This window comes from Aquimarina penaris, assembly GCF_040786285.1.
Classification (GTDB): Bacteria; Bacteroidota; Bacteroidia; order Flavobacteriales; family Flavobacteriaceae; genus Aquimarina.
Genome location: NZ_JBFMKQ010000001.1, coordinates 1,732,739 through 1,753,415, shown reverse-complemented (window position 1 = coordinate 1,753,415; position 20,677 = coordinate 1,732,739). Strand labels below are relative to the sequence as shown.

The following is a 20,677-nucleotide window of genomic DNA, read 5'->3' as shown; positions in this document are numbered from 1 at the left end:
TTCTATTCATTTCAGGAGAGAGGTAATAAAATAAAACAACCCCTCACCCTAACCCTCTCCCAGAGGAAAGGGAACATATTTACTTTAATCGTAATTCTACATTCATATTCGTAATTCTTTAAATTTCTCTATTTATATCAAAAGCTTCTAGTTCATCACCTACCTTGCGTAAAAATGAACCTCCTAAAAATCCATCTACTACGCGGTGATCAAATGATAAAGACAAATACATCATACTTCTAATTGCTATTTCATCACCTTTATCTGTTGTAATGACCTCAGGCCGTTTTTTAATGATTCCTAAAGCCAGAATTGCAACTTCCGGTTGGTTAATAATCGGAGTTCCCATCAAACTGCCAAAAGTTCCCACATTAGAAATAGTAAACGTACTTCCTCCTATTTCATCTGGTTTCAATGCATTATTTCGCGCACTATTCGCTAAGTGGTTTACATTTTTAGCCAATCCTAAAAGATTTTTTTCATCAGCATTTCTAACCACCGGAACGATAAGATTACCACTTGGTAAAGCCGTTGCCATACCCACATTAATATCTTTATGCACCACAATTTTTTTATCATCTACCGAGACATTAATCATTGGATACTCCTTAATTGCTTTGGCTACTGCCTCTACAAAAATGGGAGTAAAAGTTAATTTCTCTCCATGCATATCCTGAAACTTCTGCTTCACCTTGTTTCGCCAGTTTACAATATTGGTAACATCTACTTCGATGTAACTTGTCACATGCGGAGAAGTGTGCTTAGAATACACCATATGATCTGCGATCATACCACGCATACGATCCATCTCTACAATACGATCTTTTCCTTCTACAAAAGAAATAGGTGGTGCATTGTATGACAATTTTGAAGTTTGAACCTGTGGTCTACTGGGTAATGGATATTTTCTATTCTTAAGATATTGCATCACATCACTCTTACGAATTCGCCCATCTGCTCCTGTACCAGGAATGCTCTGTACTTCTTCTATAGTGAGGTTTTCTTTTTGTGCGATACTAATGACTAAGGGAGATAAAAATGCATTGTTTGTGGATGAACCTTGTAACTTAAATTGCCCTCTCTGTCCTCCGGACTTCTCTCCCAGAGGGAGAGAAGCTTTTTCATGTTTTTTATCAAGAGAAATTTCAGAATCTAATTCCTTAGATTTTGATTTTCTCATTGCTAAGTCCTTATCCGCATGTATTACGGCGATTACCTTTCCTACCTCAATAACTTCATTAGGCTGACAACGTATTTCTGCAATTACACCATCACATGGAGAAGGGACTTCAGAATCTACTTTATCCGTAGCCACTTCGAGGATAGTTTCGTCCTCTAGTACCGTATCACCAACATTCTTTAACCAATTAAGAATGGTCGCTTCTGATATGCTTTCACCCATTTTGGGCATTTTTAATTCTATTGTTGTCATTTTGGTTAACTAATGTTCGTTAGTTTAATATTTTATATTATTATCATGGATCCCAGATCAAGTCTGGGATGACAAATTCATAAACTTATTTGCTTTTAAACTCTTCCAAAGTCCTGTAAAAGGCCTCTTGTGTTGGTCTATCCTTTGGTATTTCTCGTAACGGTTCTACTTCTTGTAATGATTCATAACAATCTGCTGGCAACTGCTGATATAATTGAGTCCCCTTGGTTTTCCAGGCTATCATTTCATCACTCACTTCTTTGATAACTTTGGCAGGATTTCCAACAATTAAGCTGCGCTTAGTAAAAACAGTATTTGCTTTTACAAAAGACATCGCACCAACAATACATTCATCACCAATCTCTGCATCATCCATAATCACAGTATTCATACCAATCAGGCAATTGCGGCCCAGATTTGCACCATGGATTACGGCTCCATGACCTACATGGGCGCTTTCTTTGAGTACAATCGACTTACCCGGAAACATATGCACAGTACAATTTTCTTGCACATTGACTCCATCTTCAAGGATAATTTCGCCCCAATCACCACGAATTGCAGCTCCTGGGCCTATGTAACAGTTTTTGCCGATAATCACATTACCGGTTACTGCAGCCAAGGGGTGCACGAAACTACTTTCGTGTACTACGGGTATATATCCTTTGAAACTGTAAATCATTTCTATTATAGATTTTTGAATTACGATTTACGATTCTAACTCTTCAACGAAAAATCGTCAATCTAAAATCGCGCCTCTTAAATTACTTGAACCGCTTCAATGTTTCTTTTGTAAATTCACTTAGTGCTAATCTTCCACTAATTACCGCTCTATCTGCTAATAGTGTATCCCAATGCTCTGTTCCTTCCCAAAATACCCTTTTCATCTCCTCCATTGCCTCTGGATTATAGGTACATAAGTGTTCTGCAAAAGCTTTTACCTCAGCATCCAACGTTTCAACATCTTCAAAGACCTTGGTAAATAATCCTTTATCTCTCGCCCATTCTGCATCATAAAATGAGTTTGCATCAATGGCTATTTGTGTCATTGCAGATAGCCCTATTTTGCGTTCTATAGCTGGTCCCACTACAAATGGGCCGATACCAACGTTAAGTTCGCTCAGTTTGATCGATGCATATTTTGTTGCCATACAGTAATCAGTTGCCGCTGCTAATCCTACTCCACCTCCAACAGTTTTTCCTTGTATACGTCCAATTACGAACTTTGGACATTTGCGCATTGCGTTGATTACATTGGCAAAACCAGAGAAAAATATTTTTCCGGTTTCTGCATCACTAATATTGATTAATTCTTTGAAACTTGCTCCTGCGCAAAAGGTCCTGTCTCTACCACTTTTTAGTACAATTACTTTAATATCATTATTCTCTCCAGCTTCGGTAATTGTTTGTGCTAATTTTGCCAGAATATCTCCTGGTAATGAATTATGGGCAGGATGAAAAAACTCTATGGTTCCTACTCCATTTTCTATATTGATATTTACGTATGGGTCACTCATCTTATTATTATGTCAGTGCGTGCTTGTTGCGCATTCGGTTTAAGCTATTCTTTATTATATTTTGTAAAATCCCAATCTATACTTAAATCTATCCATTCTGGATTTAACTCATTTACTTGGTTAATCTTCCATTGTTTTTTCCATTTTTTAATGGTCTTTTCTCTTCTAATCGCAACTCTAATATCTGAATGCTCTTCAAAATACACTAATTTCTTAATGTTGTAACGTCCAACGTGTGTTCCAAAAGTTGCTAACTTATGCTCACTCATCCGTCTTTCAATATTATTTGTCACTCCTACATAGAAAATATGATTTCTTTGGTGTGTAAGAATATATGTATAATAATTTTTAGACATTCCTTTTTAATTTCGACCGAATGCGCAACAAGTGCGCATTGACGTTATTAGAGTATCCCAAATTGTTCCAAGTGATGGTTTAAATGTTTCACATTCAATAAATCCCACTCGAACTTATTCATTTCTCCAAAGACAGCATTCTTAGTTATCGCATCTGGATTTTCTTTAAAATATATTTCAAACTCATTATAGGCCTCTAATAATTTAGCTTTAGCAGAAGTAAGATCCTCGTGAATCAAATCTTCTAATGCTCCTTCTCTCATTAAAGGATGATACACATCCCTTGGCATCTGTTTATGATTATAAATCATTTCCTGTACTCTCTCCAAATATTTCTCTGGAGTAGCTATTTCAAAATTTTGAATCTGCCCCGCCCCAATTCTGATTGTTTTCTCAAGATGCTCTACCATATGTTGAGAAGTCATCGTTCCCCATTTTGGTTTTGTATCTTCTTTTAGCTTTGCTAAATATCCTTCAATATTAGATCGATCAACTTGTATAAATGGTGATTTTTTCTGTACCATTGTCAAAATGGTGGCTATTGCAGCTAACTCATCTTCTTGATCAAAAACTTCGACAAACCATTTTGCAATTCCACTTGGGAGCTCTTTCCCTCTATGATCACGATCTATTTTCTGCTTACAAGTTAATCTAACATACACAGTATCGTTATGATAGATTGGTCTTAGGAATCTACATTCTTCTAGCCCATAATTGGCGGCTACCGGTCCTTTATTTGGATACACAAATAATCCTGCTGCCGCTGCCAGAATGAAATATCCGTGTGCAGTACGTTTTTCAAAAATACTTCCATCCAAAGAAGTGATATCTGTATGCGCATAAAAATGATCCCAGGTAAGATTTGCAAAATTGATAATATCGGTATCGGTAACTGTACGCTTATGCGTTTTAATAGACATACCAGGTTCTATATCCTCCCAATGATATGCAAACGGGTGTTTGTCTGATTCTTTATAGGCCGAATTTGCCTGATAGATCCCTGTAATCTCTGTAAGTGTTGTTGGTGTTCCTTGGATTGCACATCGTTGCATATAATGCTTAATGCCTCGCATACCTCCCATTTCTTCTCCTCCCCCTGCACGTCCAGGGCCACCATGTGTAAGCATTGGTAATGGAGAACCATGACCCGTACTTTGCTTGGCATTTTCTCGGTTTCCTACTAAAATACGCCCATGATGCGAAGCCGCTCCTACCACAAACTCTTTGGCAATTTTATCATCATATGTAAAAATAGAAGACACCAAAGACCCTTTACCCATTTGGGATAATGTAATTGCGTCATCTAATGTATCATAAGGCATTATTGTAGACACCGGACCAAAAGCTTCAATCTCATGAACATCAGTATTCTTAAATGGATGATCTTCTCTTAATAAAATTGGAGGGACAAAGGCACCTTTTTGTGCATCAGCTCCAATCGTTTCAATTTTATCAAGATTACCATAGACCATTTGGGCTGTTTTGGCAATCGCAGAAACATTATTCTTAAAACTTTCTACTTGCTGCTTGCTCGCTAAAGCACCCATTCTTACTTCTTTTAGTCTTGGGTCTCCAATGGTCACCTTATCTAATTGTTTCCCTAAAGCTATTTGCACATCTTCAACAAAGTCAGAAGGCACTATAATTCTACGTATTGCCGTACATTTCTGACCAGATTTTACAGTCATCTCTTTGCGTACCTCTTTGATAAACAAATCAAATTCTGGCGTTCCCGGTACTGCATCTTTTCCTAATACCGAAGCATTAAGAGAATCTGCTTCCATAGTAAACGGAACTGATTCTTCAATCAATCTAGGATGCGCTTTAAGAATTCTTCCTGTGTGCGCAGAACCTGTAAAAGTTACCACATCCTGAGATTCAACGGTATCTAAGATATTTTTAGTCATACCACTTAGTAACTGTAATGATCCTTCTGGAAGAATTCCTGAATTTATGATCACACGAACCACAGCTTCTGTTAGATACGCAGTTTGCGGTGCTGGTAGTACAACAGCTGGTACTCCTGCCATCCAATTTACTGCACATTTCTCGAGCATTCCCCAAATGGGAAAGTTAAAGGCATTGATATGCACTGCTACTCCTCTTTTAGGTACTAGAATATGATGTGCCATAAACCGCCCTCCACGAGAAAGATCAATAGGATCACCCTCTACATGATACGGTTGATTTGGGAAAAGTTTTCTCAAGGATGCATTGGCAAATAAATTCCCGAAACCACCTTCGATATCAATCCAGCTATCTACACGAGTGGCACCAGAACGGTAACTCAGCTCATAAAATTCTTCTTTGCGTTTGGTAAGGAACAATGCTAATTTTTTCAGCATATTACCACGTTCCTGGAAAGTCATTTTTCGAAGAATTTCTCCACCTTTGGTTCTACCGTATTGCAGTACTTCTGGAATATCTAATCCTTCTGTGGTTGACACCCCTATAATTTCTCCTGTAACGGCATCATGCATTACGGTTCCATCTCCTGAACCCGATACCCATTTTCCGTTTATGTAGCTTTCTAATTTTTTCATCAATCAGAGATTTGTGTTTTCTATTATACAAGCGTATCCTTGGCCAACGCCGACACACATGGTGATTAAGGCATAACGTTTCTTTTGTTCTTGTAATTCTAGAGCTGCAGAATATGCAATTCTGGTTCCTGTTACCCCTAGTGGATGTCCTATTGCAATAGAGCCTCCGTTAGGATTTATTCTTGGGTCGTTATCTGCTAATCCCCATTCTCTAATACATGCTAACGCCTGAGATGCAAAGGCTTCATTAAGCTCAATAACATCTATATCGTCCATGGTGATTCCTGCTTTTTCTAATGCTTTATTAGAAGCTTGCACTGGGCCAATACCCATAATTCTTGGTTCTACACCTACTACTGCTGAACTTACAATTCTGGCAATAGGTTTTAGATTATATTTTTTTACCGCATCCTCGGATGCAATTATTGTTGCTGCAGCACCATCATTTAATCCTGAAGAATTCCCTGCGGTCACGCTACCTTCTTTTTTGAAGGCTGGTCTCAGCTTTCCTAATATTTCTTTAGTCGTAGTCGGCTTTACAAATTCATCATTGGTAAATTGAATTGGATCTTTTTTTCGTTGCGGAATTTCGACTGTTGTAATTTCTTTTGCCAGTCTACCAGATTGTTGAGCTTTGGTTGCTTTCATCTGGCTCCTGTAGGCAAAAGCGTCCTGATCTTCACGAGAGATATTATATTTTTCCACCAGATTCTCGGCAGTATTACCCATACCATCGGTGCCATACAATTCATGCATTTTATGATTTACGAAACGCCATCCAAAGCTAGAATCATACATTTTAGAATCATTTCCAAAAGCCGATGAAGGTTTAGCGATCACATAAGGGCCACGGGTCATATTTTCGACTCCACCAGAAACAAATAAATCTCCGTCACCTGCTTTAATCGCACGATTTGCATGAATAATAGCTGATAATCCAGAACTGCAAAGGCGATTTACCGTCTCTCCAGGAACGGTAAAAGGTAATCCTGCTAATAAGGAGCACATACGTGCTACGTTACGATTATCCTCGCCAGCCTGATTTGCGCACCCCATGATCACATCATCATAGGCTTCTTTTGGGATATTGGGATTATTTTCAACTAATTTTTGAATAACCAGCGCCCCTAAATCATCAGTACGAACTGCTGATAACGTACCTTTATAATTTCCGATAGGAGTACGAACTCCGTCTATGATATATGCTTCCATTAAATATCGAATTTTGAATTTTGAATACTGAATATCGAAATATACCTCAATACAATATTTATGATTGTCATTTGCTTTTGTTTTTTGAAGTTCGAATACTTGTTACGAAAATCGCAATTAGTTCATTATTTTCTTTTAAAAGATCTTCTTGATCCTTGCTTTCTTTAATTAATTTCGCTCCTTTTTGAATTTTTAAGTTTACAAGTGATTCTCTTAATTCTTTTAGACATAATTTCATTTTATGCTGAAAGTCACGAGAAGATTCTGCACTTTGAGCCTCACCATAATTTAATGCAGCAGATGTTGTTGATCGAATCAATTGTTTTGATAAATGTTGAGAGGCATAGCTTCCATCTAATTTCCCATTTGCCAAAATAATAGCAATTGAAAATTGAATTAACCTAGCTTCTATATCATATTTTTTTTCTTTCATTTATTTAATCAATTCCAAAAACAAAAACTTCATTATTCATTATTCTCTTGCTCTGTATTCGTTATTGCTTTACTTAAGTTTAGCCGATAATACCGCTTTTTCAATTAGTGGTAAATATTTTGATTCTTCTGCTTTAGGGTAAAATGATGATATCATCATTGTTTTATCTCCAGCCGGTAATGCGTGCATCATCATGATCATCTCATCACCAACCTCATCTACCATCATCGATTTTTGTTGTAATACTATTCTACCTTCTATTTCTATTTCTTCAATACCAACAAGCGTATACCCTTCTTGGCTGGGTTCTTTTTCTAATTGTTCTTTTAACTGACCATAGGGTTGAGGAGCAAGCATAGTCATAATCCCTGCCGACATATCTTCGGTTACTCTATTACTACCGTTATCAATCACAAAAACAGTTTCATCGACATCGATTTTAATTTCAGAATTGAATACATCGTTAAGAGTTTGGGCAGCCTCTTCTTGCGAAACCTCTTGAGTTTTTTCTATAGTTTCAGTTCCCGTTCCAGAAAGTGTTTCTGTTTTGGATTTGGGTTCTTTTCCACAAGAAACAACTAATAAAAGGACCACTATTGTTACAAAATACTTTCTCATTTATTAATTTTTTAGGTTTTATTCCCAATCTTTATTCGTTCGATATACTACACCTTTAAATAGTGCTACAATTTGATCTCCGCGCTTCACCTCAACTATATTAAATCCGATTTTGGTTTTAGCTATATCGGTCACTGCTTCGGCGGTTAAAAAATCTCCTTCTTCTAAAGCTTCAATATGATTGATCGAAGTTTCAATAGATACAGCGTATTTACCATGCGTATTGGCCGAAAAACCAAAAGCTGTATCTGCCAAGCTATACGATATTCCTCCGTGTGCTTTGCCCATACTATTCAACATTTCCTTTCTAACGGTCATCCCCACTTTACATCTACCTTTTTCAACTTCTAAAACCTGAATACCTAACCATTGGCTAAAGGCATCTTGTGATAGCATCTTTTCCGGGATGGTTTGTGAGTCCTTCAGTATGTGAGATTTTGAGTTCATTTACTATTCATTTTTGACTTTAGATGCCTTTTAAAAGAGGTTATCATTTTACGCTCTTAAATATTACAATCACTAATTAACTCATCTCTCACCTACTCACCAACTTATTAAAAAATGTTTTATTTTCCCTCTTCATTTTTCTTAATAAAGGACTGCATCGATAGCGATCTTCTCGATACTCGTCATACAACTTATCCAGTGTATTCACGCACCAATCCATTCCTTTTTCATCTGCCCAAGCTAATAATCCCTTAGGATAATTTACTCCTTTGGTCATGGCATTATCAATATCTTCTGCTGAAGCTATATTCCAGAATAGTGCATCAGCCGCTTCATTGATTAACATCACAAGTACTCTATCAAGTATATAGTTTGCAAGTACTGCATCTTCTTTAGGAGCTTGTTTGACAACATTATTACCATACTCATAATAACCTTTACCCGATTTTCTTCCAAGATACCCTGCTTCAGATAATCTCTTTTGGGTAAATGAAGGTTTATATCTTGGATCGAAATAAAATGCATTGAAAACAGTTTCAGTAACCGTATAATTGATATCATTACCAATGAAATCCATTAACTCAAAAGGGCCCATTCTAAAACCACCAAGCGTTTTTAAACTCCAATCAATAGTGACTACATCTGCTATACCTTCTTCATAAATCCTTAAAGATTCCCCATAAAAAGGTCTCGCAACACGATTTACAATAAAACCAGGGGTATCTTTGGCTATAGCTACAACTTTTTTCCAACCTTCTATGATCTGTACAACCTTGCTCGTTATATCTGAAGACGTTTGCACTGCCGGAATTACTTCAACCAGTTTCATTAATGGTGCCGGGTTGAAGAAATGAATCCCAATACAACGTTCGGGTTTTTGCAAGGACGAAGCTATGGATGCTATAGACAGAGAAGAGGTATTAGAAGCTATAATAGTATCTTCGGAAACATAGCTTTCTAATTCTGAAAACACTTTCTTTTTAATCTCCAAGTCTTCTATGATTGCTTCAATGGTAAGGTTTGTATCTTTTAAATTTTTTAAAGAATCAACATAAGAAATATTATTCTGGATACGATCTTTTTCAGCGTGATCGATCCTTCCTTTTTCGATTAATCGGGTAAGAATTTTTTCCAGAGCATGCTTACTCTTATCCAATGCTTCTTGCTTTGTATCAAATACTTTCACTTTACAACCAGAAGTAGCAGCCACTTGTGCAATACCGCTTCCCATAGTTCCTGATCCTATTACGCCTACAATCATATTTTTGATTTAATAATTACGATTGACGATTTTAGATTTTCTTTTCTGAATTCGTACTTCGTAAATCGTACTTTTTATTTGCCTTTAAATACAGGTTTTCTTTTTTCTATAAATGCATTTACGCCTTCTGAATAATCTTCACTTTCTGCAGCTTCTATTTGCAAGTCTGATTCTAAAGCTAATTGCTGTTCTAGAGTGTTTACCAAAGACTGATTTAATAATCTCTTGGTTAATCCTAAAGCTTTTGTTGGCATTTTAGCCATTTTTGATGCTAGTTTTGCCACTTCTTCTTCAAAGGTTTCAGCAGAAAATACTTTATAAAGCATACCTAATTGTTCTGCTTCATTTGCACTTACTTTATCTCCTAACATCATCAAAGCAGAAGCTTTTTGCAAACCAATTAACCGAGGCAAGAAGAAAGTCCCTGCACTATCAGGAATTAATCCTATCTTACTAAATGCCTGAATGAAACTCGCCGTATCAATAGCTACCACTATATCACAAGCCAACGCAATATTTGCTCCGGCTCCAGCTGCAACACCATTTACAGCCGCGATAATAGGTTTTTCGATCGTTCTTATTCTTTCCACTATTGGGTTATAGTGCTCTTCAAGTATTTTTCTGAAACCAGGGTTTAATTCTGGAGATGTTACCTCATTGAGGTCCTGACCTGCACAAAATGCTTTTCCGTTACCGGTAAGAACTATAGCCCTTACCTCATCATTAGTAGTACAATCATCTAATGTTTTTTGTAACAATAAAGCCATTTCTCTATTGAAACTATTGAAGGTTTCAGGGCGGTTTAGTGTAACTCTCGCTACTCCATTATCAATTTGCAATTCTATTGAAGGCATATTTTTAATCTTCTATTTTAAATTCTGGGTTATAAATTATTCCTATAATATTATTCCATGGGCATTTTACAGATGCTACTACGATTTCTCCTCCTACATTAGTTGGTTTTTCATGTTCGGTTGCTCCTAAATCCAATAATTTTTGATATTCGGCATTTATATGTTCAATACCCCAATAGGAAAGTACACTATCAGATTTTTTATCTTCGTTAGCTTCTTCTTCTGGAAGTAATCCCAGCTCATATCCACCAATATTGAACCCTACATAAAAAGGTTCATCAAAATAAGGCTTCTTACCAAAAGCCTCAGCATACCATTTCTTGGCTTTATCAAGATCACTCACTTTATATATTGTTGTTCTTAGTCCTAACATATCATTTTAAACATTTAAAATAATCAAAAGGCTCCAGGCACTCCTCGCATTGAAACATTGCCTTACAGGCAGTAGAACCAAACTGACTTACCATTTTTGTGTTGGTTGAACTACATTGAGGGCATTTTACAATCTTTTTATTACCAAGCAACGCTTCTTTATCGGCCTCTTCATCAAGCGGAGCCGCTATTCCGTATTCTTCTAAAGCTTTTCTACCTCTTGGAGTAATCCAATCTGTTGTCCATGCAGGAGATAAGACCAGACCAACTTTTGCTTTCATATTTTTTTCTTGAAACGCAGCAATTATATCCTCGCCGATTACATCCATAGCAGGACAACCACTATACGTTGGAGTAATTTTTATTTGAACTACATCATCTACTACATTTGCAGAACGAACCACCCCCATATCCATAATGGACAATACAGGGATTTCTGGATCTGATATTTTTTCCAGAACCGAAATTAAGTTTGGATCGATATGTTGTTCTAATTCTACTGTCATTTTTTTTAATATGGATTCCAGCTTACGCTGAGATGACAACCTCTATGATGGTATCACCATTTCATATTTGGATATGTACGTTGCATATATTGTAAATCAGCAAGTAAATATCCCATATGCTCACTATGAATTCCTTGCTTACCTCCTTTTTGAAACCATTTGGTTTCGGGGATGGTTAATGTAGCTTCCTCAAGTACTTCGCCTATTCTTTTATAATACGTTTCTTTAAGTTTTGTAACATCAACTCCTATTCCTGATTCAAAAGCCATTTTATCGTCTTCAGTCATATGAAATAACTCATCGGTAAATCCCCAAAGACCATCTACAGCATCCTGAACTTTTTGATGGCTGTCTTTGGTACCATCTCCTAGTCTTTTTATCCAATCTGAAGAGAATCGTTGATGGTAACTTACTTCTTTGATTGCTTTTTTTGCTATAGCAGAAAGTGTTTCATCTTTACTGTTTTGTAATTCTTGTAACAGCAAAAGGTGAAATACATCATAAAAAAATTGCCTTGTGATTACATAACCAAAATGTCTGTTTGGCTGCTCTACTAGTAAAACATTTTTATATTGTCTTTCAATTCTCAAGAAAGCAATATCATCTTCGGTTTTTTCATCTTCTGAAAGTTGAGCCGCATACTGATAATAGCTTCTTGTTTGCCCCAAAAGATCTAGTGCCATATTGGTTAAAGCAATATCGGTTTCTAGATTAGGTCCATGACCACATAGTTCTGATAAACGTTGACCAAGAACTAGTGCATTATCCGCTATCCCGTAGATATATTGTATTATATTTTCGTTTTTCATCATTTAAAGTTTGCTTTTAATTAAGCAGATCCTACCCTTCGACTCCGCTTGGGGTGACTTCGCTCTTGCCCATCACATATGTTTTACCTCATCTGGTAAACTATAAAACGTAGGATGTCTATATACTTTATCCTGAGCTGGTTCAAATAATTCTCCGTTGTTTTCGGGATTAGAAGCCGTAATGTTTTTAGATGCTACCACCCATATACTTACACCTTCGTTTCGACGTGTATATACATCTCGAGCATTTTCTAATGCCATTTCTGCATCGGCAGCATGAAGGCTTCCAAAATGACGGTGTTCTAAACCATTTTTACTTCTTACAAACACTTCCCAAAGTGGCCAATTGTTTTTCATATCTCTCAGCCCTCACCCCCAGCCCCTCTCCCAAAGGGAGAAAGGAGTAAGCAAGGAATTTATTTAAATTGCTTTTTTAAGCTTTTTATCTTCTTGTTTTTTAGAATAAGCCATTGCTGCATCGCGAACCCATTCTCCTTCTTCCCATGCATTTACTCTTGCAGATAATCGTTCTTTATTACAAGGCCCATGACCCTTTACTACCTGCCAAAACTCTTCCCAATCAATTTCACCAAAATCATAGTGCCCTGTTTCCTCATTCCATTTTAAATCTGGATCCGGAATAGTAAGTCCGATTAAATCCGCCTGCGGAACAGTTTGATCTATAAATTGTTGACGCAACTCATCATTAGTTTTCCGTTTCAGTTTCCATTTCATAGATTGTTCTGTATGCACAGATTCTGCATCTGTAGGCCCTAACATCATTAATGAAGGCCACCACCACCTATTCAAAGCATCCTGAGCCATTTCTTTCTGCTCAGGGCTACCCTCGGCCAGTTTCATCATAATTTCAAATCCTTGTCGTTGATGAAAACTTTCTTCTTTACAAACACGAACCATCGCCCGAGCATATGGCCCATATGAAGTACTACAAAGTGGTACTTGATTAATAATAGCTGCACCATCTACTAACCAACCGATAGCACCCATATCTGCCCAAGTAATTGTTGGGTAATTGAATATACTCGAATACTTTGCTTTGCCCGTATGTAACTGCTCGTACAGTTCTTCTCGTGAAATACCTAACGTCTCACAAGCACTGTACAAATACAATCCATGACCAGCCTCATCCTGCACTTTTGCAAGCAAGGCGACTTTTCTTCGTAACGAAGGTGCACGGGTGATCCAATTGCCTTCGGGCAACATGCCAACAATTTCTGAATGTGCATGTTGAGAAATTTGTCGAATATGTGTTTTTCGATATTTCTCTGGCATCCAATCCTTAGGTTCAATTTTTTCGTCTCGAGCAATTCTTTGCTCAAAAATTTCCTCTAAATTCTTTATTTCTTTTTCACTCATAATGTTTGAGTTTTATACATCAAAATCAACAACTACTTTTTCGGTTGTTGGAACTGCCTGGCAAGAAAGCACTAAACCTTTTGCCACCTCGTCTTCTTCTAATGCGTAATTTATTTTCATTTCGACAGTACCTTCTACCACTCTACATTTGCAAGTACTACAGACTCCCCCTTTGCATGCGAAAGGCAAATCTGCACCTGCACCCAAGGCTCCGTCTAGAATATTATCATAATCATCATCCATTTCGAAGTGAAATTCCTTTCCTCCATCGATAATGGTAACCTCGGTTCCTTCAAACTTATGTTCTATTGCTTCTGCAGCTCTTTTCTTATCCTCTTCGGTAACACCAGAGAAGAAAAGTTCATAGTGAATTTTATCACTAGACAGACCAGCCTTTACCAGCTCATCTCTAATTAGAAATATCATTTCTTCAGGTCCGCAAATAAAACATTCATCAACATTAGTAACATCAATTATTTTATCGGTTAACTCTTTTATTTTTTCACTTGTAAACCTTCCATTAAGTAATGGAATATCACGCTGTTCTTTAGTTAAAAAATAAAATATTTCTAAACGTCCAAAATATGTGTTCCTAAGTGCTTCTATCTCTTCTTTAAAGATAATTGATTTAGCGTTTCGATTCAAGTAAAAAAGCTTGAAAGTACTGTTTGGCTCTGCTGCTAAATGAGTTTTTATAATAGATAAAATTGGTGTAATACCACTCCCTGCGGCAAAAACAACATAATTCTTAGCCGTAGAAGGATCTATTTCAACAAAAAAACTACCTGTAGGAGGCATTAATTCTACAACATCTCCTTCTTTTAATATATCATTTGCATAATTTGAAAACACTCCCCCTTTGATTCGCTTTACGGCTACTTGCCATTTATTTTCAATAGGACTAGAGCAAAGAGAATAGGAACGTCTCACCTCTTCACCATTAACAGATGCCTTAAGAGTAAGGTGCTGACCTTGTTTATACAAAAAATGTTCTCTTAACTCTTCTGGAATGTCAAAAGTGATAGACGCACAATCCTTAGTTTCTTTATTGACTTCAGAAACCTGTATGGGATAAAAATCTGTCATAAGTTTTGTTTAACTATAACGTTATAGCTAAACAAAACTAACGATTGTTAGTTTTATACACAACTAATTGTTTGTTAATTTTAATGATGCCAAACAACATCAATTAGACGATCCCCTTAAGTAATACAGATATCATATCATGCTTTAATATGTCTGCATCAATATCTTTTTGAGGATACCACAGATAGAGTGTCCTTAAAGTAGAAAGTGTAGAAAACACCATAATCTCAATGTTACATGGCTTTATTTCTGATTTATTGACGCCATTTTGCACTATATTTCTAAAATTCTCTTCATAATCATGTCGCATTTTTTCAAAATGCTGAAGATTTTCTTCTTCAAGATGCATCCAATCACTATTAAGTGAAGCTAATCCATCTGCATTTCGTAAAGTAACATCTATATGTAGGCCAATAATCTTTTCTAATTTTTGGATTGAATTCTCATTCGAGTTTACAATTTGATTCATCCCTGTCGTAAATTCTTCTGCAAGCTCTATTATAATCGTAGACAAAATCTCCTGCTTTGATTGGATATGATTATACAAGCTAGCAGCTTTAATTCCCATAGCTTTTGCTAAATCTCTCATGGTCACTGCGCTATATCCTTTTTCTTTAAAAAGAATGGATGCTGCATTGATAATTTCTTGCTTTCGGCTTTCAGGTTTCATTAATTGGCATCTATTTATTCCCCATAAAAATAGATTTTAATCTTTTATAAAATATGTTTTTGCAATTAAAAACCCAGATTATGATAAATTTGTTACTTTAACACCCTCCTTTCATTCATAAAAAAGAAGATGTACACATGAAATATCTAATCCTTACTTTATTCTTTCTAACCTTTGCCAACGCGAATACATGTAATCAAAAAAGTCAGAAGATCGCTGAGAAAGAGGAAATAAAAACCCAGGTTACACAAAAAAATAAATTTTTTATAAATTTCCTTAACGGAAAAAATGTTTCTGAAGAAAAACTTCATATCACTATTGATGAAGAGCGTAGCTCTGTATCTGGTTATTCTGGTTGCAATACATTTTCTTGCAAATACACTACTGAAAAAGAGTCTATTTCTTTAGGTTATCCTATGGCATCTAAGATGCACTGTCCAAAAAAAACAGCCTTAGAGCAAGAATTTTTTAAATCACTTGCTGAAGTTAAGGTCAAAATCATTAAAAAGGATTCCCTACTTTTAAAAGATAATAAAGGAGCTGTATTATTTATTGGGATAAAAACACCTCAATAAATAGCACAGCTCTCCTTTACAGCAAAATACTATGATTCTGTCTTAGAATTTTTGACTAATTATTATTTTCTTAGTAAACGAAGTACCGTTAGAATTTTCTATATACACAAAATACATTCCCGACGATTTATCGGTCACATTAACATCTTCTTTTTCACTAATCACTTTACCTGAATCCACCAGTGACCCAGAAATATCATAAATCGAATACGTTACTATGTTATTAGGTATTGTATTAGAAATAGTTACTACCGCCTTATTAGGTTGAAAAAACAAGACAACTTCTTCTGTTTCTTCTTCGGGTGTTGGAGGAGTAGGATCTGGAGGCGTAGGAGGTGTTGATCCATCTTGAGCAAGTCTATCTAGTGTTGTAGCATTCGTTCCTTCTGGATCCAACCATGGTTTTAAACTATTTGAATCTGTATCACCAAAATCCCATGAAGTATCAAATCTACCATAAAAATCCGGCAGATTGTTATCATCGGTTCCATTACACGCGGCACTACCACCTGCAAGTTGGCCTATTATTCTACCATTTGGATCAAAAATTGCCGAACCCGATGATCCTCCTTCTGTTACTCCTATATCCCAATCTTCAATTTGCCATGTCTCTGTTTGTGGTTCTCCATTAAAATCTAGTAAAAATTTAGTTGGAGGGATATCTTCTCGGCAAACTTTCATAATATCTCCCGCCGGATGATGGATCCCCACAACAAAGTCTGGAGCATTACCTGTTCTATCCCAACCAGCCCAAATTAGATTCCAAGCTGCATCAAGCCCACCATCTAATTGAAGTAACTTCATATCTGATTTTGGATTAGAAGCCAATACAGTTGCACCACTAGTCGTTTGATCCTCTGCAGCATCTTCACTGGCTAAAGTTGTTCCACAAGAAGGGTCGGGGCTAATCCAATTAAATCGAAATGCCCAGGTGGATGTAGAACCAGATTCGCAATGATTAGCCGTTAAAAAATAAGGAGCTTGATCATTGCTTGTATTATTTATTAATGTTCCCGTACACACAAATTCATTAAGAATAATAAATCCAACCGATCTTTTTAGTTCATCCTTTAGGGCATCAAAATCTGCTCCCACAGGGCAATCCACATCGTGATTACAATCTCCTGAGCTACCCAATGCTTTTTGCTTAACCATAGCATCAGTTATTGAGCGATATCCATGGATAACCTTTGCAATATTTAGTCTACCCTGACCTCTTACTGAAGCTGGTTCAAAATATTCTAACCATACATTATCACCTTCAACCAACCATGTTCCCAACATTTCATCCGGTCTGTTAAAGATATTGGTATATGCCCCAAGTACATCTGTTCTATCATTATTATAAACATATAGAGTTGCTCCTCTAGGGACTCTATAAGTGTCGAAAATAAAATTTATAGATTTAGCTCCATCAGATATGATATTAATGCGCCACATTCTATCACCATTTTCGAATTCATCCCAAACACCTGAATTATTTAATCCAAGATTCACTTTTAACTCATAACCAAATCTATATGGTGTAGCTCGGTCTTTATCATTTACAACATCTTCAGCCTTAATTTTATTCAAATCAAAGCTCTTCATAAGCATAGGGGCAATACTTTTTTTATTTACTATACTCCAGCTATTCGGTTCTCCCTCATTAGTAACCTGCGCATTAACAAATAACACGCTAAACAATCCTAATATTACTATCAACTTATATCTCACAGTCTTTTTTTTTAGATCAATACAACAAATTTAACTATTTAAAGATACTTCTATATTAAAATAAAACTATTAATTTCCCATTTATAGTATTTTTGAATTAAAAAAATAATTCCCACATGTCCATCAATATAGAATCTAACCCTTTACTAGACAGGCTTCCTCCTCATTTAAAACAATTTATAAAACCACAAAATTATGAGGAGTATACTGCAATAGATCAAGCTGTTTGGCGATATGTAATGCGAAAAAATGTTACCTCTCTTAGTAAAGTAGCCCATGATTCTTATTTAAACGGACTTAAGAAAACAGGTATTTCTATTGATGAAATCCCAAGTATGTATGGGATGAATAGGATTTTAAAAGAAATTGGCTGGGCGGCAGTAGCAGTAGATGGTTTTATCCCTCCTAATGCTTTTATGGAGTTTCAAGCCTACAATATCCTTGTTATTGCGTCTGACATAAGACAACTAGAAAATATAGAATACACTCCTGCGCCAGATATTATTCACGAAGCAGCAGGACATGCGCCTATAATTGCTAATCCGGACTATGCAGAATATTTAAGGCGTTTTGGTAAAATTGGTTGTAAAGCAATTTCTTCAAAAAGAGATTATGAACTCTATGAAGCTGTGCGCACACTTTCGATTTTAAAAGAAGCTCATGATACAAAACAAACAGATATAGAAGAGGCCGAAAAAAAGGTAGAGGTACTACAACATCAAAAAGAAGAACCTTCGGAGATGGCTTTGATACGCAATTTACATTGGTGGACTGTAGAATATGGTTTGATTGGCACTGTAGATGAGCCTAAAATATATGGAGCTGGCTTATTATCATCGATAGGAGAAAGCGAATGGTGCATGACTGATCATGTAAAAAAACTCCCTTATTCTCCTGAGACTGCTTTCCAGGATTTTGACATTACTAAACCTCAACCTCAGTTGTTTGTCACTCCAGATTTTGCATACTTATGCCAAGTTTTAGAAGAATTTGCAGATACAATGGCTCTAAGAAAAGGCGGCCATCGAGGACTTGCAAAATTGATCGAATCAGAAAATATGGGAACCATTGAATTAAGTACTGGATTACAGGTTTCAGGCATTTTTACTCGCATGATCAAGAATGAAGACAACGAAGTTATTTATTTTGAAACATCAGGACCTACTGCACTCTCATTTAGAGAAAGAGAATTAATTGGCCATGGAATCAATACTCATCTCAATGGTTTTAGATCACCACTAGGAAAATTAAAAGGTATTAATCTTGCTATAGAAAACATGTCGCCAAGAGATCTAAAAGCATATAACTTTTATGATGGAGAATATATAGAATTCGAATTTGAAAGCGGAATCACTGTTGCCGGAACCAACATAACTGGGATACGAAATATTAAAGGAGAGTTAATTTTGATTCAATTTAGTGAATGTACTATTAAATATAAAGACGAGTATCTCTTTAAACCCGAATGGGGTACTTTTGACCTAGCAGTAGGTAAAGAAATTGTATCAGCATTCTCAGGACCGGCAGATGACTATTCTTTTAACTTAATTACCCATAACCCTGCTTCGACAACGGTAAAAAGAAATTACAGCACCTCTGAAAAAGAACTACACTCCTTATATCAATCGGTAAGAAATATTAGAGAAGGTGCAACCACTAAATTCTCTTTAGAAGCTGTTTTTGATATCATAAAAAAAGATCACGTTAATGACTGGCTATTACCTTTAGAAGTTTACGAACTCGTCTATGACAGGGATGAAAATTTTGCTTCACAAATCATAAATCATTTAAAAAATATAAAATCAAAAGAACCAAAAATCAAACACCTAATAGATAGTGGATTGAAGATAATTAACAATAGTTCTACAACAGCTTAGATCTTATGAATTACTAAAATCCATAAAGGGATATTCTTCTTTAAGCTTGTTTTTTTTATTTTCTAAATTTTGAAGGAAAGTAAGATGCTGTTCACTATTAGGATTAAACGGACGATGGGATACTCCTTTTTGAATTTCTTCTACTCTTGTCATCGTTTTCTTAGCTTTTTCGGAAATCCATACCGATGAAAAGCGCTCCCAAATATACTGAATTGCTGTTTCATTAGGGTGAATCATATCGGATCCATAGAATCTATAATCCCTAAGTTCGTCCATCATTATTTCATAAGAAGGAAAATAACTTAGGTTTTGACTATTACTTATAGTTTGATGTATTGCTGCAATTAAATGAGATTTACTCCTGTTATTCTCTACAAACCCATCTTTGCTATGTCGTACAGGAGAAACCGTAAATACAATTTGAGTAGACGAATTAAGACTTTTGATTAAATGCATACAGTTTTGAAGACTTTGACTAATATCATCAATCGACAAAAGGCTCTTTTCAAATTCTTTCTGCGGAATCTTATGGCAATTTGCCACAAACATATCCAATGCCTTCAATCTATACACCCAGGCTGTACCTAAAGTAATAAAGACATGTGTTGCAGATTGTAATTTTTCTTTGGTAAGCGTTAAAGCTGCATTTAGATCCGAAAGCAATTGCCTTTGATTAGAATTACTTAAAGAAGAATGTGCATCAAAACAGTGCCATCTTTCATTATGATAAAACAAATCAGAATCTACATAGTGCTCATCCTGACTAGCCATCCACAAAAATGTTTCGATTGCCTTAGGGTGAAACAAAATTCCAAAGGGGTTGATATTATTTTTGAATTTATGGTATTCAAATTTTTCACCTATATTTTCTGCAAAACACGATCCTAGCATCAATATTTCGGACTCATAGTCAATTTTTGACCCTTGAGTCGGTAGCGATATTTTGGTTTGTAGATTCATATAGCCCCACACCCCAACCCTCACCCCTAAGGGAGAGAGGGAGCTTTTTTATTAGT

Annotated in this window: 22 protein-coding genes; 2 read left to right on the top strand and 20 right to left on the bottom strand. The window is 36.1% G+C overall.

All coding sequences use genetic code 11. The features are described 5' to 3' along the window. Positions 1–118: 118 nt before the first annotated feature. The 18 genes from ABW637_RS07290 to ABW637_RS07205 form a co-directional block, all read right to left on the bottom strand. Positions 119–1,402 (bottom strand): dihydrolipoamide acetyltransferase family protein, encoded by a 1,284-nt coding sequence (locus tag ABW637_RS07290; RefSeq protein ID WP_445012715.1) that lies wholly within the window; start codon positions 1,400–1,402, stop codon positions 119–121. 115 nt (positions 1,403–1,517) lie between these two features. Continuing rightward, positions 1,518–2,114, bottom strand: a complete 597-nt coding sequence (locus ABW637_RS07285; protein WP_367583990.1) for an acyltransferase — start codon at positions 2,112–2,114, stop codon at positions 1,518–1,520. A gap of 82 nt (positions 2,115–2,196) precedes the next feature. Continuing rightward, positions 2,197–2,949 carry an enoyl-CoA hydratase/isomerase family protein gene (locus tag ABW637_RS07280; RefSeq protein WP_367583989.1) on the bottom strand — a complete coding sequence of 251 codons (753 nt, stop codon included), beginning with the start codon at positions 2,947–2,949 and terminating at the stop codon, positions 2,197–2,199. 44 nt (positions 2,950–2,993) lie between these two features. After that, the gene (locus ABW637_RS07275) at positions 2,994–3,305 is read right to left on the bottom strand and encodes a GIY-YIG nuclease family protein (RefSeq protein ID WP_367583988.1); all 312 of its coding nucleotides are present in this window, start codon (positions 3,303–3,305) and stop codon (positions 2,994–2,996) included. 47 nt (positions 3,306–3,352) lie between these two features. Then, positions 3,353–5,848 (bottom strand): phenylacetic acid degradation bifunctional protein PaaZ, encoded by a 2,496-nt coding sequence (paaZ, locus tag ABW637_RS07270; protein WP_367583987.1) that lies wholly within the window; start codon positions 5,846–5,848, stop codon positions 3,353–3,355. Positions 5,849–5,851: 3 nt separating this feature from the next. Further along, positions 5,852–7,060 carry a 3-oxoadipyl-CoA thiolase gene (locus tag ABW637_RS07265; RefSeq protein WP_367583986.1) on the bottom strand — a complete coding sequence of 403 codons (1,209 nt, stop codon included), beginning with the start codon at positions 7,058–7,060 and terminating at the stop codon, positions 5,852–5,854. Positions 7,061–7,127: 67 nt separating this feature from the next. Further along, positions 7,128–7,493 (bottom strand): four helix bundle protein, encoded by a 366-nt coding sequence (locus ABW637_RS07260; protein WP_367583985.1) that lies wholly within the window; start codon positions 7,491–7,493, stop codon positions 7,128–7,130. Between the two features lie 69 nt (positions 7,494–7,562). Continuing rightward, entirely contained in the window at positions 7,563–8,111 is a 549-nt protein-coding gene (locus tag ABW637_RS07255) for a hypothetical protein (RefSeq protein WP_367583984.1), read from the bottom strand. An 18-nt stretch (positions 8,112–8,129) separates the two neighbouring features. Next, positions 8,130–8,558 carry a PaaI family thioesterase gene (locus ABW637_RS07250; protein ID WP_367583983.1) on the bottom strand — a complete coding sequence of 143 codons (429 nt, stop codon included), beginning with the start codon at positions 8,556–8,558 and terminating at the stop codon, positions 8,130–8,132. An 88-nt stretch (positions 8,559–8,646) separates the two neighbouring features. After that, complete coding sequence (locus ABW637_RS07245; protein ID WP_367583982.1) at positions 8,647–9,819, bottom strand: 3-hydroxyacyl-CoA dehydrogenase NAD-binding domain-containing protein; 1,173 nt, start codon at positions 9,817–9,819, stop codon at positions 8,647–8,649. 74 nt (positions 9,820–9,893) lie between these two features. Continuing rightward, a complete protein-coding gene (locus ABW637_RS07240; RefSeq protein WP_367583981.1) occupies positions 9,894–10,673 on the bottom strand; it encodes an enoyl-CoA hydratase-related protein in 780 nt (259 codons plus the stop codon). A 4-nt stretch (positions 10,674–10,677) separates the two neighbouring features. Next, positions 10,678–11,046 carry a VOC family protein gene (locus ABW637_RS07235; protein ID WP_367583980.1) on the bottom strand — a complete coding sequence of 123 codons (369 nt, stop codon included), beginning with the start codon at positions 11,044–11,046 and terminating at the stop codon, positions 10,678–10,680. Between the two features lies 1 nt (position 11,047). Further along, complete coding sequence (gene paaD / locus ABW637_RS07230) at positions 11,048–11,551, bottom strand: 1,2-phenylacetyl-CoA epoxidase subunit PaaD (protein ID WP_367583979.1); 504 nt, start codon at positions 11,549–11,551, stop codon at positions 11,048–11,050. A gap of 53 nt (positions 11,552–11,604) precedes the next feature. Continuing rightward, positions 11,605–12,360 carry a 1,2-phenylacetyl-CoA epoxidase subunit PaaC gene (paaC, locus tag ABW637_RS07225; RefSeq protein ID WP_367584460.1) on the bottom strand — a complete coding sequence of 252 codons (756 nt, stop codon included), beginning with the start codon at positions 12,358–12,360 and terminating at the stop codon, positions 11,605–11,607. A 72-nt stretch (positions 12,361–12,432) separates the two neighbouring features. After that, positions 12,433–12,717 carry a 1,2-phenylacetyl-CoA epoxidase subunit PaaB gene (gene paaB / locus ABW637_RS07220; protein WP_367583978.1) on the bottom strand — a complete coding sequence of 95 codons (285 nt, stop codon included), beginning with the start codon at positions 12,715–12,717 and terminating at the stop codon, positions 12,433–12,435. Positions 12,718–12,780: 63 nt separating this feature from the next. Next, entirely contained in the window at positions 12,781–13,737 is a 957-nt protein-coding gene (gene paaA / locus ABW637_RS07215) for a 1,2-phenylacetyl-CoA epoxidase subunit PaaA (protein WP_367583977.1), read from the bottom strand. Positions 13,738–13,749: 12 nt separating this feature from the next. Then, positions 13,750–14,823, bottom strand: coding sequence for a 1,2-phenylacetyl-CoA epoxidase subunit PaaE (gene paaE, locus ABW637_RS07210; RefSeq protein WP_367583976.1), 1,074 nt, complete (start codon positions 14,821–14,823; stop codon positions 13,750–13,752). Between the two features lie 103 nt (positions 14,824–14,926). Beyond that, complete coding sequence (locus ABW637_RS07205; protein WP_367583975.1) at positions 14,927–15,493, bottom strand: TetR/AcrR family transcriptional regulator; 567 nt, start codon at positions 15,491–15,493, stop codon at positions 14,927–14,929. Between the two features lie 137 nt (positions 15,494–15,630). Between ABW637_RS07205 and ABW637_RS07200 the strand changes: the two genes are divergently transcribed. Beyond that, on the top strand, positions 15,631–16,068 hold the full coding sequence (locus tag ABW637_RS07200) for an META domain-containing protein (RefSeq protein WP_367583974.1): 438 nt from the start codon (positions 15,631–15,633) through the stop codon (positions 16,066–16,068). 42 nt (positions 16,069–16,110) lie between these two features. Here the strand turns inward: ABW637_RS07200 and ABW637_RS07195 are convergent, their stop codons facing one another. Next, positions 16,111–17,784, bottom strand: coding sequence for a T9SS type A sorting domain-containing protein (locus ABW637_RS07195; RefSeq protein WP_367583973.1), 1,674 nt, complete (start codon positions 17,782–17,784; stop codon positions 16,111–16,113). A 116-nt stretch (positions 17,785–17,900) separates the two neighbouring features. Between ABW637_RS07195 and ABW637_RS07190 the strand changes: the two genes are divergently transcribed. Then, entirely contained in the window at positions 17,901–19,661 is a 1,761-nt protein-coding gene (locus ABW637_RS07190) for an aromatic amino acid hydroxylase (protein WP_367583972.1), read from the top strand. Positions 19,662–19,664: 3 nt separating this feature from the next. Here ABW637_RS07190 and ABW637_RS07185 read toward each other — a convergent pair whose 3' ends face one another. Beyond that, a complete protein-coding gene (locus ABW637_RS07185) occupies positions 19,665–20,621 on the bottom strand; it encodes a GSCFA domain-containing protein (RefSeq protein ID WP_367583971.1) in 957 nt (318 codons plus the stop codon). Positions 20,622–20,677: the final 56 nt, after the last annotated feature.